The sequence below is a fragment of the Bacillus sp. FDAARGOS_527 genome (assembly GCF_003812125.1).
In the GTDB taxonomy this organism is placed as follows: Bacteria; Bacillota; Bacilli; order Bacillales; family Bacillaceae_G; genus Bacillus_A; species Bacillus_A paranthracis.
Genome location: NZ_CP033795.1, coordinates 793,400 through 810,399 on the forward strand (window position 1 = coordinate 793,400; position 17,000 = coordinate 810,399).

19 protein-coding genes are annotated in these 17,000 nt (G+C 36.4%); 17 read left to right on the forward strand and 2 right to left on the reverse strand.

All coding sequences use genetic code 11. The features are described 5' to 3' along the window. The first annotated feature begins 83 nt into the window (after window positions 1-83). Window positions 84-725 (forward strand): uracil-DNA glycosylase, encoded by a 642-nt coding sequence (locus EGX95_RS06495; protein WP_000876848.1) that lies wholly within the window; start codon window positions 84-86, stop codon window positions 723-725. A gap of 28 nt (window positions 726-753) precedes the next feature. On the opposite strand, the gene EGX95_RS06500 is transcribed toward EGX95_RS06495, so the two are convergent. After that, window positions 754-1,635 (reverse strand): YitT family protein, encoded by an 882-nt coding sequence (locus EGX95_RS06500; RefSeq protein ID WP_000203300.1) that lies wholly within the window; start codon window positions 1,633-1,635, stop codon window positions 754-756. Window positions 1,636-1,903: 268 nt separating this feature from the next. Between EGX95_RS06500 and EGX95_RS06505 the strand changes: the two genes are divergently transcribed. Genes EGX95_RS06505 through EGX95_RS06535 form a run of 7 tightly spaced genes read left to right on the forward strand, consistent with a single transcriptional unit; the run spans window position 1,904 to window position 7,458 of the window. Beyond that, window positions 1,904-2,245 carry a nucleotide pyrophosphohydrolase gene (locus EGX95_RS06505; protein WP_001992677.1) on the forward strand — a complete coding sequence of 114 codons (342 nt, stop codon included), beginning with the start codon at window positions 1,904-1,906 and terminating at the stop codon, window positions 2,243-2,245. Further along, window positions 2,245-3,045, forward strand: coding sequence for a dihydrodipicolinate reductase (gene dapB / locus EGX95_RS06510; RefSeq protein ID WP_000658806.1), 801 nt, complete (start codon window positions 2,245-2,247; stop codon window positions 3,043-3,045). Before EGX95_RS06505 ends, dapB begins: the two co-directional genes overlap by 1 nt. A gap of 14 nt (window positions 3,046-3,059) precedes the next feature. Further along, window positions 3,060-3,455 carry a methylglyoxal synthase gene (gene mgsA / locus EGX95_RS06515; RefSeq protein ID WP_000684765.1) on the forward strand — a complete coding sequence of 132 codons (396 nt, stop codon included), beginning with the start codon at window positions 3,060-3,062 and terminating at the stop codon, window positions 3,453-3,455. Window positions 3,456-3,466: 11 nt separating this feature from the next. Beyond that, on the forward strand, window positions 3,467-4,171 hold the full coding sequence (gene bshB1 / locus EGX95_RS06520; protein ID WP_000015666.1) for a bacillithiol biosynthesis deacetylase BshB1: 705 nt from the start codon (window positions 3,467-3,469) through the stop codon (window positions 4,169-4,171). Further along, window positions 4,168-5,313 (forward strand): N-acetyl-alpha-D-glucosaminyl L-malate synthase BshA, encoded by a 1,146-nt coding sequence (gene bshA / locus EGX95_RS06525; RefSeq protein WP_000768302.1) that lies wholly within the window; start codon window positions 4,168-4,170, stop codon window positions 5,311-5,313. Before bshB1 ends, bshA begins: the two co-directional genes overlap by 4 nt. Then, window positions 5,300-6,493, forward strand: a complete 1,194-nt coding sequence (locus EGX95_RS06530; protein WP_000439307.1) for a CCA tRNA nucleotidyltransferase — start codon at window positions 5,300-5,302, stop codon at window positions 6,491-6,493. Before bshA ends, EGX95_RS06530 begins: the two co-directional genes overlap by 14 nt. Then, entirely contained in the window at window positions 6,478-7,458 is a 981-nt protein-coding gene (locus tag EGX95_RS06535) for a biotin--[acetyl-CoA-carboxylase] ligase (protein ID WP_001192049.1), read from the forward strand. The genes EGX95_RS06530 and EGX95_RS06535 overlap by 16 nt, the downstream gene beginning before the upstream one ends. A 100-nt stretch (window positions 7,459-7,558) precedes the next feature. On the opposite strand, the gene EGX95_RS06540 is transcribed toward EGX95_RS06535, so the two are convergent. After that, entirely contained in the window at window positions 7,559-7,948 is a 390-nt protein-coding gene (locus EGX95_RS06540; RefSeq protein ID WP_000026410.1) for a cupredoxin domain-containing protein, read from the reverse strand. A gap of 406 nt (window positions 7,949-8,354) precedes the next feature. On the opposite strand from EGX95_RS06540, the gene panB reads away from it, so the two are divergent. The 9 genes from panB (at window position 8,355) to nth (ending at window position 16,999) form a co-directional block, all read left to right on the forward strand. Further along, entirely contained in the window at window positions 8,355-9,191 is an 837-nt protein-coding gene (panB, locus tag EGX95_RS06545) for a 3-methyl-2-oxobutanoate hydroxymethyltransferase (protein ID WP_000853115.1), read from the forward strand. After that, window positions 9,191-10,039: a pantoate--beta-alanine ligase gene (gene panC / locus EGX95_RS06550; protein ID WP_000691780.1), complete on the forward strand. Its 849-nt coding sequence runs from the start codon at window positions 9,191-9,193 to the stop codon at window positions 10,037-10,039. The genes panB and panC overlap by 1 nt, the downstream gene beginning before the upstream one ends. A gap of 12 nt (window positions 10,040-10,051) precedes the next feature. Continuing rightward, complete coding sequence (gene panD, locus EGX95_RS06555) at window positions 10,052-10,435, forward strand: aspartate 1-decarboxylase (protein WP_000490176.1); 384 nt, start codon at window positions 10,052-10,054, stop codon at window positions 10,433-10,435. A 129-nt stretch (window positions 10,436-10,564) separates the two neighbouring features. Next, the gene (gene dinG, locus EGX95_RS06560) at window positions 10,565-13,369 is read left to right on the forward strand and encodes an ATP-dependent DNA helicase DinG (RefSeq protein ID WP_000044929.1); all 2,805 of its coding nucleotides are present in this window, start codon (window positions 10,565-10,567) and stop codon (window positions 13,367-13,369) included. A gap of 251 nt (window positions 13,370-13,620) precedes the next feature. Next, a complete protein-coding gene (locus EGX95_RS06565; protein WP_000358352.1) occupies window positions 13,621-13,791 on the forward strand; it encodes a YpmA family protein in 171 nt (56 codons plus the stop codon). A gap of 7 nt (window positions 13,792-13,798) precedes the next feature. Further along, window positions 13,799-14,302 carry a cell wall elongation regulator TseB-like domain-containing protein gene (locus EGX95_RS06570; RefSeq protein WP_000758749.1) on the forward strand — a complete coding sequence of 168 codons (504 nt, stop codon included), beginning with the start codon at window positions 13,799-13,801 and terminating at the stop codon, window positions 14,300-14,302. Between the two features lie 18 nt (window positions 14,303-14,320). After that, a complete protein-coding gene (gene aspB, locus EGX95_RS06575) occupies window positions 14,321-15,508 on the forward strand; it encodes an aspartate transaminase AspB (protein ID WP_000761548.1) in 1,188 nt (395 codons plus the stop codon). Between the two features lie 120 nt (window positions 15,509-15,628). Then, on the forward strand, window positions 15,629-16,336 hold the full coding sequence (gene dnaD, locus EGX95_RS06580; protein WP_000728540.1) for a DNA replication protein DnaD: 708 nt from the start codon (window positions 15,629-15,631) through the stop codon (window positions 16,334-16,336). Window positions 16,337-16,351: 15 nt separating this feature from the next. Beyond that, window positions 16,352-16,999, forward strand: coding sequence for an endonuclease III (gene nth / locus EGX95_RS06585; protein ID WP_000933025.1), 648 nt, complete (start codon window positions 16,352-16,354; stop codon window positions 16,997-16,999). The last annotated feature ends 1 nt before the right edge of the window (window position 17,000 follow it).

Here is a 17,000-nt window from a genome sequence, read left to right on the forward strand (position 1 = left end):
TAGTCTTTTTTGTTTTGTGGATTGAATTATATAATGTATTGCAAATAGAAATAATAGAAGTAATGCGGAAAGGCGGTGGGGAAATGAAATATCCAGACCATTTAGTAAAACAAGTGAAAGAGCGTAGTGCTCTTTATCAATTAGAAGGTTTTTTAAGTGGACAAGGCCCTGAAAATCCGAAATTTATGTTGTTAGGAGAAGCGCCTGGTGAAACAGAAATTCATAATGGGATTCCGTTTAGCGGGAGAGCCGGAAAACAATTAATGGTTTTTTTAGAACGTATTCACGTTACAAGGGAAGAAGTATATATTACGAGTGCTGTTCGGAGTAGACCTTATAAGTGGCGAGAGAAAAAAGAACGAAATGGTTCTATTATACAAAAAAAGTATAATAGAACGCCAAATCAAGGAGAAATAGTTGCCCATGCACCTTTGTTAGATTATGAATTAGAGAAACTAAATCCGAAGCTAATTGTCACGCTTGGCAATATCGGTCTTCAGCGTTTAACAGGAAAAGGTAAAAAAATCACAGATGTACACGGGCAATTATTAAAACAGCCCATTCAAAAATTAAAGGATATACAAAGTGCAGAATTTACATGGTCAGAGAAAGAATATCATATTTTTCCGACCTTCCATCCTGCTTCCATTTTTTATAATCGGGGCTTATTGGAGCTTATTTATGAGGATTTAGAGAAACTTAAGCAATACGTAATAAAAAACTAGAAAAGCTAAAAAGCTTTTCTAGTTGTGTTTATGTATGTAATGGGTTTTTATTTTCATCCAACGTAAAACCTTCACCAACTACATCATGTACGTCACTTACTGCAACAAATGCATGAGGATCTACAGAAGTAATAATATTTTTTAATTTCACGATTTCATTTTTAGCCACAACGCAATACAATACGTTCCGTTCCACTTTTGTATACGATCCAACAGCTTTTAAAAAGGTCGCTCCGCGCTCCATCTCAGATAAAATTTTAGAAGCAATTTCATCGTTTTTATCGGAGATAATAGTTGCTCCTTTTGCTGCATAGGCTCCTTCTTGCATAAAATCAATGACTTTCGCCCCGATAAAAACAGCAACTAACGTATACATACCCTCGCGATATGATAAATAGGTAAGGATAGAGACGATAATGACGATAGCATCAAACATAAACATCGTTTTCCCCATACTCCAGCCAACATATTTATGAGCGAGTCTCGCAATAATATCTACACCGCCAGTAGTTCCGCCGTATTTAAATATGATCCCGAGACCGATACCAATAAATGCCCCAGCAAATAAAGCTGCGAGTGTCATATCATTTTGTAAGTTTAAATGTAAGTTGAGAACTTCGTAACGCTGAAAAATCCATAGAAATAAAGATACGCTAAATGTGCCGATTAGTGTATATATAAATGTCGCTCTTCCAAGTAACTTCCAACCAATAAAAAATATAGGGATATTTAAAATTAAGTTTGAATAAGAAGGGTCAAACTTAAATAGAAAATACAATAATAGTGTAATACCGGTAAATCCACCTTCTGCAAGGTGATTTTCAATATTGATATTCACAATACCGAAAGAAAAAATAGCGGAACCGATTAAAATAAAAATGATATTTCGAATCTTCAAATTTGATGTCATATAGAAATCCCCCTAATTATGTAAATGGCATTGCTCCGCTGAAACGGTAAAACATAATGATAAGTAATTTCTAGTTGCTAGTGAAAATAGTGAAGGCTATAAAAAATGATTGGTTTAGGCTAATTTTTTGCCAAAAACGCAAAAGAAGTTTCACTTTATTATAATCTTTCCCAAAAAGGGTCGCAAATAGGTGTTTGGCGGGGAATAATATTTGTCAAATCGCGATGAATTGGCTAACATGAAAGAGGAAGGATTAGAGGTGAATTGTATGGAAGCGAAAACGATGAAGGATATGCAGAAAGAAGTTGATGCATATATTGGTCAGTTTAAAGAAGGTTATTTCAGTCCACTTGCAATGATGGCTCGTTTAACGGAAGAAATGGGGGAGCTTGCAAGAGAGGTGAATCATTATTATGGTGAGAAACCGAAGAAAACAACTGAAACAGAACGTAGTATTGAAGAAGAGCTTGGAGATGTATTATTTGTTATGATTTGTATGGCAAATAGTTTAAATATTGATTTAGAAACAGCACATAACATTGTAATGAATAAATTTAATACTCGCGATAAAGATCGCTGGACACGTATTGATGAGGGAGAGAAAGAATAATGAAAGAAATTAAAGTAATTATCGCTGGACCAAGAGGACGTATGGGACATGAAGCAGTTCTTCTTATGGAAAGAACGGAACATTTTAATTTAGTAGCAGCAGTGGATTATAAGCATGGTGGAGAGAAAATCTCTGATTTACCGGGAATGCCAGCGCTAGATACACCTATTTATGGAGATTTACATACTTGTTTAGAGGAAGTAGAAGCAGATGTGTTGTTAGATTTAACAACGCCAGAAGTTGGGAAACAACACGTTACACTAGCAGTTGAGCGTGGACTTCGTTCTGTTATTGGTACAACTGGATTTACAGAAGAAGAGCTAAAACAATTAACCGAGACTGCGAAAGAAAAAGCAGTAGGAACAATTATCGCTCCAAACTTTGCAATTGGTGCAGTTCTTATGATGAAATTCTCACAAATGGCAGCGAAATACTTCCAAGATGTTGAAGTAATTGAATTGCATCATGATCAAAAGTTAGATGCACCATCTGGTACAGCGGTAAAAACAGTAGAATTAATTCGTCAAAATCGTGAATCAAAGCAGCAAGGTCATCCAAATGAAGTAGAGCAACTAGAAGGGGCTCGTGGTGCAAATGTAGACGGCATTCACATTCATAGTGTACGTTTACCAGGACTTATTGCACACCAAGAAGTAATGTTTGGTGGAGACGGACAAATGTTAACAGTTCGTCATGATTCATTCAATCGTGCATCATTTATGTCTGGTGTAAAACTATCAATTGAGACAGTAATGAATCTAGACCATCTTGTGTACGGTTTAGAAAATATTATCGACTAAAGGGGAGACAACGGATGAAAATTGCCTTAATTGCACATGACAAAAAGAAAAATGACATGGTTTCGTTTGCATACGCATATAAACCAATTTTTGAACAACATGAATTATTTGCAACAGGAACGACAGGACTTCGTATTATGGAAGCGACCGGCTTAGTTGTAACAAGATATCAATCTGGTCCTCTTGGCGGCGATCAAGAAATTGGTGCAATGATTGCAAAAAATGATTTAGACATGGTAATTTTCTTCCGCGATCCATTAACAGCACAACCGCATGAACCGGATGTGAATGCATTGCTTCGTTTATGTGATGTATATGCAATTCCACTTGCAACGAATATGGCAAGTGCTGAAATGTTAATGCACGCATTAGAGCGAGGAGATTTAGATTACCGCAAGTTAAGAAAATGAGGGGAACAATTATGAGTGGATTACATATATTAGCGTTTGGTGCCCATGCCGATGATGTTGAAATCGGCATGGCGGGTACCATTGCTAAATATACGAAGCAAGGGTATGAAGTAGGTATTTGTGATTTAACGGAAGCTGATCTTTCTTCTAATGGAACGATAGAGTTAAGAAAAGAAGAAGCAAAGGCGGCAGCTCGTATAATGGGAGTAAAAACGAGACTAAATTTAGCGATGCCAGACCGTGGTTTGTATATGAAAGAAGAGTATATACGTGAAATTGTAAAGGTAATTCGTACATATAAACCAAAACTAGTTTTTGCGCCGTATTATGAAGATCGTCATCCAGATCATGCAAATTGTGCAAAACTTGTGGAAGAAGCTATTTTTTCAGCGGGAATTCGCAAATATATGCCAGAGGTTCCACCACATCGTGTGGAGTCTTTTTATCATTATATGATTAATGGTTTTCATAAACCGAATTTTTGTATAGATATTAGTGAATACGTATCGCAAAAGGTGGAAGCATTAGAAGCGTATGAAAGTCAGTTTTCAACAGGGAGTGATGGTGTGAAAACGCCGTTAACAGAAGGTTACGTTGAAACTGTAGTCGCTCGTGAGAAAATGTTTGGAAAAGAAGTTGGAGTCTTATATGCCGAAGGGTTTATGAGTAAGAAACCGGTTTTATTACATGCTGATTTAATAGGGGGATGTAAATGAAATTAAAAATAGGTATTACATGTTATCCTTCTGTAGGTGGTTCTGGAGTTGTTGGAACAGAATTAGGAAAGCAATTAGCGGAACGCGGGCATGAAATTCATTTTATTACATCGGGTTTACCATTCCGGTTAAATAAAGTGTATCCAAACATTTATTTTCATGAAGTGACGGTAAATCAATACTCTGTATTTCAATATCCACCATACGATTTAGCGTTAGCGAGTAAAATGGCAGAGGTTGCACAAAGAGAAAACCTAGACATTTTACATGTGCATTACGCAATACCACATGCCATTTGTGCTTATTTAGCAAAACAAATGATTGGAGAGCGTATTAAAATTGTTACAACCTTGCATGGAACAGATATTACTGTGTTAGGATCCGACCCTTCGCTAAATAATTTAATTCGTTTTGGTATTGAGCAATCTGATGTTGTGACGGCTGTCTCGCATTCATTAATTAACGAAACGCATGAGCTTGTAAAACCAAATAAAGGCATTCAAACGGTATATAACTTTATAGACGAACGTGTATATTTCAAACGTGATATGACCCAATTAAAGAAAGAATACGGTATAAGTGAGAGTGAAAAGATACTTATTCACATTTCAAATTTCCGTAAAGTGAAACGTGTGCAAGATGTTGTGCAGGCATTTGCTAAAATTGTTACAGAAGTAGATGCGAAGTTGCTTCTTGTTGGAGATGGACCAGAATTTTGCACGATTTTACAGTTGGTGAAAAATTTACATATTGAAGATCGCGTCTTATTCTTAGGGAAGCAAGATAATGTTGCAGAACTACTTGCGATGAGTGATTTAATGTTGCTTTTATCAGAGAAGGAGAGTTTTGGTCTTGTTTTATTAGAAGCGATGGCGTGTGGTGTACCTTGTATCGGAACAAGGGTTGGAGGTATTCCAGAAGTCATTCAACATGGTGATACAGGATATTTATGTGAAGTTGGCGATACAACAGGAGTGGCAGATCAAGCCATTCAGCTATTAAAGGATGAAGAACTTCACCGTAATATGGGAGAGCGAGCAAGAGAAAGTGTTTACGAGCAGTTTCGCTCTGAAAAAATCGTCTCACAATATGAAACGATTTACTATGATGTACTAAGGGATGACAAAAATGGAAAGATTTAAAAAAGCTAGTTCTATTATTGAGACTTTAAAGCAACAAGGGCATGAGGCTTACTTTGTCGGTGGAAGCGTAAGAGACCTTATTATCGATAGGCCGATTGGAGATATTGATATTGCGACATCTGCTTTACCAGAAGAAGTGATGGCTATATTTCCAAGACATGTTCCTGTTGGTCTTGAACATGGAACTGTAATTGTAGTAGAAAATGGTGAGCCTTATGAGGTAACCACTTTTCGAACAGAGAGTGAATATGAAGACTTTCGAAGACCTAGTAGTGTTCAATTTGTTCGTTCATTAGAAGAGGATTTAAAACGTCGTGATTTCACAATGAATGCAATTGCAATGACAGAAGAAGGAAAAATGGTTGATTTATTTGCTGGACAGGAAGCGATTCAAAAGAGAGAAATTGTGACAGTGGGAAATGCTGCGGATCGGTTTCAAGAAGATGCCCTGCGAATGATGCGTGGTATTCGGTTCGTAAGTACGTTAGGTTTTTCTTTAGAGACGAAAACGAAGCAAGCAATTGAAACATATGGACATTTGCTGGAACATATAGCAATTGAGAGAATTACAGTGGAGTTTGAAAAACTGTTAACTGGCACATATTGTGTGAAGGCTCTCAAAGAATTAGTAGAAACGAAACTATTTTCTCATCTACCATATTTACAGATGTCAGAAGAGAAATTGTTAAAAGCTACGCAGTATAAATGGGATTCTTTTGAAGCAGACATTGAGGCGTGGGCGTTTTTCTTATATTGTATCGGGGAAGAACATCCAGCTGTCTTTTTACGTCAATGGAAGTTTTCGAATAAAAAAATAAAAGATATCGTCGCAGTTTTATTAACAATCCGTAAGAGAAAGGAGAAGGATTGGGATACAGTTTTTCTTTATAAAACGGGAATTCATATAGCTGAAATGGCAGAAAGAGTATATGAAGCGATGATTGAAAGCTATGATCATACAGCTGTTAACCGGGTACAAACGTTGTTTCAAGCATTGCCAATTAAGAATCGACAAGAGATGAATGTGACTGGGAATGATTTGTTAAACTGGGCAAGTAAAAAGCCAGGTCCGTGGGTTGCTGAAATGATTCAAAAAATTGAAGAAGCAATTGTACAAGGAAACGTAGTAAATGAGAAAGAGTGTATAAGGGAGTGGCTGCAAGAATGCAATCTACTATAAGAAAGCAGTTATTGCAAGTTTTTTCGGAAGCGGATGGCGAGTTTGTATCTGGTCAAACGATTAGTGATAAACTTGGTTGCTCAAGAACTGCTGTGTGGAAACATATGGAGGACCTTCGGAATGAGGGATATGAACTTGAAGCTGTGCGTCGATTAGGTTATCGAATTGCAAGTAAGCCAGACAAAGTGACTGCGAATGAAATACAGTTAGGGTTACAAACGAAACATATTGGTAGAACAGTGTATTTTGAAGAGTCCGTTGAATCGACGCAACATATTGCAGCAAAGCTTGCTTATGAAGGTGCAGAAGAAGGAACAATTGTTGTGGCAGAAGAACAAACAGCGGGTAGAGGTCGTTTAAGCAGAAAATGGCATTCACCAAAAGGAACAGGAATTTGGATGAGTATTATTTTACGTCCATCAATCCCGGTTCAACATGCACCACAACTTACTTTATTAGCCGCTGTTAGCGTTGCGCAAGCAATTGAAAAGTTCACAGGTGTAAACGTAGGAATAAAATGGCCGAATGATATTTTAATTCAAGGGAAAAAGGCTGTAGGAATATTAACAGAAATGCAAGCTGATCCTGATAAAATTAATGCTGTCATTATGGGTATTGGTATTAATGCGAATCAAAAGCAAGAACATTTTGATGAGGAAATTCAGCATATTGCTACTTCTTTAGCGATTGAATCTGGTAAGCCAATTGTTCGTGCGGAGCTTATGCAACAAATCTTTTTACAACTAGAAAAATTGTATGAAGAGTATTTACAAAATGGTTTCTCTGTCATTAAAATTCTTTGGGAAAGTTACGCTGTAAGCATCGGGAAAGAAATTAACGCTCGAACGATGAGAGAGACAATTACAGGGATAGCAAAAGGAATTACAGAGGATGGTGTATTGCTCCTAGAAGACCATGAAGGAAAAGTACATCATATTCATTCTGCGGATATCGAAATTAAGTAAAAGAAGTTCCTCTTTTGGAACTTCTTTTTTATTTCCATATTAATAAAATCTTTTAATATTTAAGTTTTATTTTAAAAGATCGTCCAGTTGAGTTTGCTTCTTATTTTACGATTACTTTACCTTCCATTCCTTTGAGGAGATGGTATCGACATATTAATTCATATGTACCGGCACTGTTAGGTTTCACGGTAATGTTTTTTTCTTTTCCTGACTCGACGACGACATCAATACCGAGTTTTTTGATTGTAAAGGTATGCTCACTCTTACCTTTATTTTTCAACAGTAATGTTGTTGATTCGTTAATTGGAATCGTGATGACGTTTGGATTAAAGTAATCATCGTTTAGCTCAACTTCAATCACTTTCGCTGACGCAATAGGTTGTGCCAAGTCGTTAACTGAGGCAAATACATTGAGGGAATTTAAAGTTGTTATTACCACAAGCATCACAAGAAAACCGATGAATCGAAATAACCATTTGTTTATAGACATTCGCAATTCTCCTTTTGTAAGTATATCTCCTCAATTAACCTGCATCATTATTTTATGAGTTATACCATGTATTTAAAAAGTTTATCTTTCTATGATTGAATCGTTCACTTATAAATTTCACATACCGTAATAAGAATAAAAATTATTTTTTCAAAAAAATGTAGTAATTCCTTTTTGGAGTTTGCTATAATTAGTTCGAATGTGGGCAGTATCAGAGCGAACTGCACCATGATTCGAAGCAATACGAAAAATAATAACTTGGATTCTGCCTTGATCCAATAACGGACTGGGACAGAGGGATGAATAATGCCGACTAATACACAACCCTTCTGCCCTTTTATGGCCAGAGGGGTTTTTTATATGATTTCGGCCATCTCCTCTCTCCTGTATAAAGGAGGAGTAGTTTTTGAAAACAAAAACAGATTTTTTGAAAATGAAAGAGCAAGGTGAGCCGATTACAATGCTAACGGCGTATGATTATCCATCTGCTAAGTTAGCAGAAGAAGCGGAAGTTGATATGATTTTAGTTGGAGATTCCCTTGGGATGGTTGTGCTCGGCTATGATTCAACAGTACCTGTAACAGTAGAGGATATGATTCATCATACGAAAGCTGTACGCCGAGGAGCGAAAGAGACGTTTATTGTAACTGATATGCCATTTATGTCGTATCATGTGTCGCCTCAAGATACGATGGTGAATGCACGCCGCATCGTTCAAGAGAGTGGTGCTCATGCACTGAAGGTAGAAGGTGCAGGAGAAGTGATATCAACTATTCATTACTTGACGAGTGCGGGAATTCCTGTCGTGGCACACTTAGGCTTAACTCCTCAATCTGTAGGAGTGTTAGGTGGCTATAAAGTACAAGGAAAAGATGCTGAAAGTGCAAAAAAATTAATAGAAGATGCGAAGAGATGTGAGGAAGCTGGTGCGATAGCACTTGTATTAGAATGTGTGCCAATGCAGCTAGCAAAATTTATTTCGAAGCAACTAACAATTCCAACGATTGGAATTGGAGCAGGACAAAAAGTGGATGGGCAAGTACTCGTTTATCATGATCTTATCTCATATGGCGTAAATCGTGTTCCGAAATTTGTTAAGCAATATACGTCTGTTCAAGAGGAGATTGTGCGAGGGATTTCACAATACGTAACTGAAGTAAAGACAGGTCAATTTCCGGAAGAAAAACATTCATTCACAATGAAAGAGGAAGAATGTTTAGCGTTATACGGAGGAAAACAATAATGAAAATCATAAATACAGTGCAAGAGATGCAGCAAATTACAAACGAACTACGTGCAAGTGGAAAAAGTATCGGTTTTGTCCCAACGATGGGTTATTTACATGAAGGTCATGCGACTTTATTACGTAAGGCAAGAGAAGAAAATGAAATTGTAGTTTTAAGCGTGTTTGTTAATCCGCTACAGTTTGGACCAAATGAAGATTTAGATCGATACCCTCGTGATATTGATAGAGATGAAAATGTAGCAAAAGAAAACAGTGTAGATTATTTATTTTATCCGAGCGTAGAAGAAATGTATCCAGCAGAACAAACGACAACAGTAGAAGTTGTGAAGCGTACCGATGTGTTATGCGGAAAACAAAGACCTGGTCATTTCGCTGGTGTTGCGATTGTACTAATGAAACTATTTAATATTACATTGCCAACACGTGCTTATTTCGGTATGAAAGATGCACAGCAAGTTGCTGTCATTGAAGGATTTGTCGCTGATTTTAATATTCCGGTTACAATCGTACCGGTGGATATTGTAAGGGAAGAAGATGGATTAGCCAAAAGTTCTCGTAACGTGTATTTATCACCAGAAGAGCGTGAAGAGGCTCTTCATTTATACCGCAGTCTATGTATAGCGAAAGAAAGAATTGAGACAGGAGAACGTAATGCAGAAATCATTACAACTCTTGTGAAAGAGTATATTGAGACGTATACGAAAGGCACTGTAGATTATGCTGATTTATATGCGTATCCTTCACTACAAGTAGTGGATAAAATTGAAGGACGAATCATTTTAGCAATTGCAGTTAAATTTGACAATGTACGATTAATTGACAATATAACATTAACGGTTAAATAAGGGGGAGCATCTATGTTTCGCACAATGATGAGAGCGAAGCTACATCGCGCAACAGTAACAGAAGCAAATTTAAATTATGTAGGTAGTATTACAATTGATGAAGATTTAATGGATGCAGTAAATATTGTAGAAAACGAAAAAGTCCAAATTGTAAATAATAATAATGGTGCTCGCTTAGAGACATATGTTATTAAAGGAGAACGTGGTAGCGGTGTTGTTTGTTTGAATGGTGCAGCTGCAAGGCTTGTACAGCCAGGAGATAAAGTTATTATTATTTGCTACGGTTTAGTGGCAGAAGAAAATATTCATAAACAAGAGCCGAAAATTGCAGTATTAGACGATGATAATCAAATTATTGAAATGTTAGGTGCTGAAAAAGCGGGTACGATATTATAAGTAAGAAGGTTATCTCTATTATGGAGATAGCCTTTTTTGTGCATCTTTTCATTAAGATGAGATAAAACGTGGTATAGTAACATTATATAATTTTCTGTTTGATAGGTAAGAAATTGAGGTGTTACATATATGAGTAAGCGTTATGTCGTTGTGGATTTAGAGACGACAGGGAACTCCTGGAAGGATGGGAAAGATAAAATTACCCAAATTGCAGCTGTTGTAGTGGAAGATGGAGAGATATTAGAGATTTTTTCATCTTTTATTAATCCGAAGAGAGAGATTCCACCATTTATTACAGAGTTAACAGGGATTGATGAGAGTATGGTTAAGCAAGCCCCGTTATTTGAAGATGTAGCCCCAATGGTTGTTGAGCTATTACAAGGTGCAGCTTTCGTTGCACATAACGTTCACTTTGATTGGAATTTTTTAACGGAAGAATTAAGGCAGGCTGGATATACAGAAATACATTGTCCAAAAGTTGATACAGTTGAGTTGGCGCAAATTCTTTTGCCAACGGCTGATAGTTATAAATTACGTGATTTAGCTAAACAACACGAATTAGAGCATGATCAACCGCATCGTGCGGATAGTGATGCTCTTGCAACAGCGGAATTGTTTTTACAATTTTTAAATGAAATTGAGAAGTTACCCCTTGTCACCTTGCAATCGCTTTATGAATTGAGTGATGTGTTTCAAAGTGATATAGCGGATGTGCTTTCTGAAAATATTTTAAAGAAAATGATGCATGGTAAAAAAGGAGCAGAGGGATATGAAGTGTATCGAAATATTGCCCTTCGAAAACGGAATTATTCTTTAAACTTAAGTGAAACATGTGCATTTAAATTTGATGCTTTCTTGCATAAGACAATTGATAAACTTGAGTCGAATATGCCAAAGTTTGAAAAAAGAGAAAGCCAACAGAGTATGATGAAGGAAATATATACAGCGCTAAGAGATTCTAGGTTTTCACTAATTGAAGCAGGAACAGGAACAGGAAAGACTCTTGCATATTTGCTTCCAAGTATTTATTTTGCAAAGAAAAAAGAAGAACCTGTCATCATAAGTACCCAAACTGTACAACTGCAGCAACAAATACTAGAAAAAGAAATTCCATTATTACAGAAAATAATGCCATTTTCATTTGAAGTAGCTCTTCTGAAAGGAAGAAAGCATTATCTTTGTTTACATAAATTTGAATATGCTTTGCAAGAAGAAGAGAAGAATTATGATATGGCGCTCACGAAGGCAAAAATTTTAGTGTGGTTATTGCAAACGGAAACGGGCGATCGTGATGAATTAAATATTCCTGAGGGCGGAAAGTTACTTTGGAACCGGATTTGTAGTGATGTACATAGTCCGGGTGGGATGCAAAGCAACTGGTTTAGTCGTTGTTTTTATCAACGAGCAAAGAATAGAGCATTATTTGCAGATATCGTTATTACAAATCATGCGTTATTATTTCAAGATTTTTCAAGTGAAGAACCACTGTTTGCTTCATGTGAACATATTATTTTTGATGAGGCTCATCATATCGAGGAAGCAGCGAGTAGAACATTAGGTGAACAGTTCTCCTGTATGTATTTCCAGCTAGTTTTATCTCGTCTTGGTACGCTAGAAACAGATGATGTACTTTCTAAAGTATATAAAATGATGAAAAAATCAGAGCAAGCCTCCCGTTCTACTTTCCGCATGGTAAGTCATAGTTTGAAGGAATTGAAATTTGATGCGGATGAGCTATTCCAAATGTTACGTGCATTCATCTTTAAACAAACAAAGCAGGAACAAGGGATCAGCAATATGCCACTCATTTATCGATATAACACGGAAGTAGAGAAAGGTAAGTTATGGGATAGTATTACCGAGTTAACAAATCGCTTTGTATATGATGTAAGAAAATTACTCTCTACACTTGAGAAGCAAGTTGATATATTGCAAAGTAAATTAGAATGGGAAATGCATGTTGTTACAGGTGAATTTATGCATTTAATTGAGTTGTTGAGAAAGATGGCGCAATCTTTACAAGTACTCATTTTAGAAAAAAATTCATATGTGACATGGATGGAAACTGAAACGAAGGGAACCATTCATTCAACTGTTTTATATGGGCAACCTGTTCATATTGGTGAAAGATTTGCTGATGAATTTTTAACAGAGAAAAAGAGTGTTATTTTCACATCAGCAACGCTAACAGTAAACGATTCATTTGACTATATAAAAGAAGAGCTAGGCTTACATGATTTTGCTCCAAATACATTACAGGTCCCATCACCATTCCATTTTGAAGAACAGATGAAATTAATGGTTTCAACGGATGTGCCCTTTATTAAGCAAGCAAGTAATGAAGAATATATTGAATCTGTGTCGGCTCATATTGCAAAAATAGCGAAAGCTACAGAAGGTAGAATGCTTGTTTTGTTCACTTCGTATGAAATGTTGAAAGAAGCGTATACGAATTTGAAAAATGATGAGGAATTAGAAGGCTATTTATTATTAACGCAAAGTGTGAATAATAAGAGCAGAAGTCGTCTCATTCGTAAGTTTCAAGAGTTCGATAAATCAATTTTATTAGGAACAAGTAGTTTTTGGGAAGGGATAGATATACCTGGAGATGCCCTTAGTTGTCTTGTTATTGTCCGCCTTCCCTTTACGCCTCCTCATCAACCGATGATGGAAGCAAAAGGAGAGTGGTTAAAAAATCAAGGAGAGGACGTATTCGCTAAGTTAGCACTCCCGCAAGCAATACTGCGTTTCAAACAAGGATTTGGTCGTCTTATTAGAACAAGTACAGATACCGGAACGGTGTTTGTACTAGATCGTCGTTTGACAAGCGCTTCCTATGGAAAACGTTTTTTACAATCAATTCCAACTGTTCCGCTTTATGAAGGCCCTCTAGAAGAATTGTTAGAACAATTAAAGGAACGGTCAATTGAATAAAATTGGAAGGAAAAATACGCCTGAAGTGCATGTAAACTTCAGGCGTAAAAAATGTGGGTAGGAGGAATTTTATTTTTCTTACTTCTTGTATACAAAATGTATCGGTTTTCGACTTGAAACCTTTTTTTGCTGTACATGTCCTGCTATAATAGATGGGTGATGAAGCAGGGGTTGTAAAGAATGTACTCTTATTGTAACCGCATTGCGTTCTTCTATAATTAGAAATTTTTGTGTAACGGAGGAGTTTTTTCATGGATAAGAAAATCGAAGTCCTATCAACGACGCGTATTAAATATTCGTCTGACTTGTATAAAATCGTTGATAGTTTGAATCGTACGTTAAAAGAGCAGGACCTCATGTTCGGATTAGCATTAGACGAAAAAGATAAAGAAACAGCTGTATTTACGATTTACAGAACGTAGTGATACAATGAAAAAGTGGATCTTTGCAATCGTTATCGTAATCGTTGCTAGCGGAATATATGGGGCGTATGTTTATAATAAAGCAATGGAAAAGAAAATCCCTAAAGAGGCAAAATCTGTAGAAATTGCAAAAGAAAAAGCAAAGCTTGTAAAAGTAAAATCTGTGGATTATTATAACGGAGAATCTTCATATACTGTCGTACAAGGTACAGATGAAAAAGGAGAACAACTTATCGTTTGGGTGCCTGAGAAAAAAGGGGAAACTATAGTAAGGAAAAAGAGTGAAGGTATTTCTGAAAAAGAGGCTTTACAAAGAACGATTGAACAAGTCGGAGATGACAGTAAAGAGCACAAAAGTAAGCCTAAAGAAATTTTAAAAATAAAATTAGGCTTTGAAAACAATATACCATTATGGGAAGTTACATATATTGATGATGAAAATCGTTATAGTTATTACTATCTTGCATTTAAAGATGGGCAGTTTTTACGACGATACAGCATTGAAAAATAGATGTAGGGGGAACTACAAATGAAATTAGCAAAGCGAGTAGCTGCTTTAACACCATCTGCAACTTTAGAAATTACAGCAAAGGCACAAGCATTAAAAGCAGAAGGTCATGATGTAATTGGATTAGGGGCAGGAGAACCTGACTTTAATACGCCAGAACATATTATGGATGCTGCACATAAAGCGATGTTAGAAGGACATACGAAATATACACCAACAGGTGGGTTACAAGCGTTAAAACAAGAAATTGTGAAGAAGTTTACTCGCGATCAAGGAATTGCGTATGATCCGTCTGAAATTATTGTATGTAACGGCGCAAAGCATGCATTATATACATTATTCCAAGTGCTACTTGATGAAGGTGATGAAGTTATCATCCCTACGCCATACTGGGTAAGTTATCCGGAACAAGTAAAGCTTGCTGGTGGTAAGCCAGTTTATGTAGAAGGCCTTGAAGATAATGAATACAAAATTACAGCGAAGCAGCTGCGTGAGGCAATTACAGAGAAAACGAAAGCAGTTATTATTAATTCACCGAGCAATCCAACAGGAATGATTTACAGCAAAGAAGAATTACAACAGCTTGGAGAAGTATGTTTAGAACACAATATTTTAATCGTTTCAGATGAAATTTATGAGAAATTAATTTATGGTGGAGCAGAATATACTTCGGTTGCCCAGCTTTCTAATGCATTAAAAGAACAAACACTTATTATTAATGGTGTATCTAAATCTCATTCTATGACAGGATGGCGTATTGGATATGCAGCAGGAAATAAGCAGCTTATTAAAGCGATGACGAACTTAGCGAGTCATAGTACGTCAAACCCTACTTCAATCGCTCAATACGGCGCAATCGCGGCATATGCAGGCTCACAAGAACCTGTAGAAACAATGCGTCAAGCATTTGAAGAGAGATTAAACATTATTTATGATAAATTAATTCAAATCCCTGGCTTTACTTGCATTAAACCACAAGGTGCATTTTACTTATTCCCTAATGTAAAAGAAGCAGTAGCTTTATCAGGATACGAAACTGTTGATGATTGGGCAAAAGCTCTATTAGAAGAGGAAAAAGTAGCTCTTGTACCAGGTACAGGATTTGGTGCTCCAAATAACGTTCGTTTATCATATGCGACATCTCTTGAACAAGTGGAGAAAGCATTAGAACGTATTCACACGTTTATGAAAAGTAAAGTGCAAGCTTAATTGTATATTTTATTAATGTAATACAAAAACCTTCCTACATAATAGGGAGGTTTTTTTGACGAATTGTGGCAAAAAGAAATGGCGAAAGGTGTGTTATACTAGAGAGCGAGGTGTTTGGTGATGAAAAAGAAAATGATGTTACAGTGGTTTGAGCAGGGAAGCATTGCAATTCCAAAATTACTTATGATGCATTATAAAAAATTAGGGTTAAATGAAACGGAATTTATGGTTGTACTTCATGTACATACATTTTTAGAATCGGGCAATTCGTTTCCGACTCCGTCAGAGATTTCAGAACGGATGACGATTACCGAAATGAAATGTATGGAAGTAATTCAGGCATTGATTCAAAAAGGTTTTTTATCACTAGAAGGTGGACAAAAATCAGAAGCGATGATGTGTGAAAGTTATTCTTTACAACCGCTATGGGAAAAAATATTGCATTTCTTAATGAATGAATCAATAGAGGAAGAACAAAAAGAAATAAAGCAATTGCAAGTAAATTTATATACAGTATTTGAAAAAGAATTTGGAAGACCACTTTCTCCATTTGAATGTGAAACGTTGGGAATGTGGGAAGATCAAGATCAACATCATCCGAATTTAATTCAAGCGGCCCTCAGGGAAGCTGTAATGAGTGGTAAGCTTAATTTCCGATATATTGATCGTATTTTATTTGAATGGAAAAAGAATGGTATTAAAACAGTAGATCAAGCCCAAAACCAAGGACGGAAATTTAGAGCAAATCAACAACGAACGCAGCAAACGACAAAACAAGAGACGAAATTTACTGGAAAAGTGCCTTTTTATAATTGGTTGGAGCAGTAATGTAGGAGGAAGTATATGTTAAATAAAACGCAAATTCGCTATTGTTTAGACACAATGGCGGATATGTACCCAGAAGCACATTGTGAATTAATTCATGATAATCCATTTGAACTAGTAATCGCGGTAGCATTATCTGCACAATGTACAGATGCACTTGTAAATAAAGTGACGAAAAATTTATTTCAAAAATATAAAACACCAGAAGATTATTTAAGTGTTTCGCTAGAAGAATTACAACAAGATATACGTTCTATTGGTTTGTATAGAAATAAAGCAAAAAACATTCAAAAATTGTGCAGAATGTTATTAGATGATTACAATGGGGAAGTGCCGAAAGATCGAGATGAGCTTACGAAGTTACCAGGTGTAGGTCGGAAAACAGCAAACGTAGTTGTTTCGGTAGCGTTTGGTATTCCGGCAATTGCTGTTGATACGCATGTAGAGAGAGTGAGTAAACGGTTAGCGATTTGTAGATGGAAAGATTCGGTGTTAGAAGTAGAAAAGACATTAATGAAGAAAATTCCGATGGATGAATGGAGCGTTACACATCACCGTATGATTTTCTTTGGACGTTATCACTGTAAAGCGCAGCGACCACAATGTGAAGAGTGCCCTTTACTAGAAGTATGCCGAGAAGGAAAGAAGCGAATGAAGGGGAAATAAA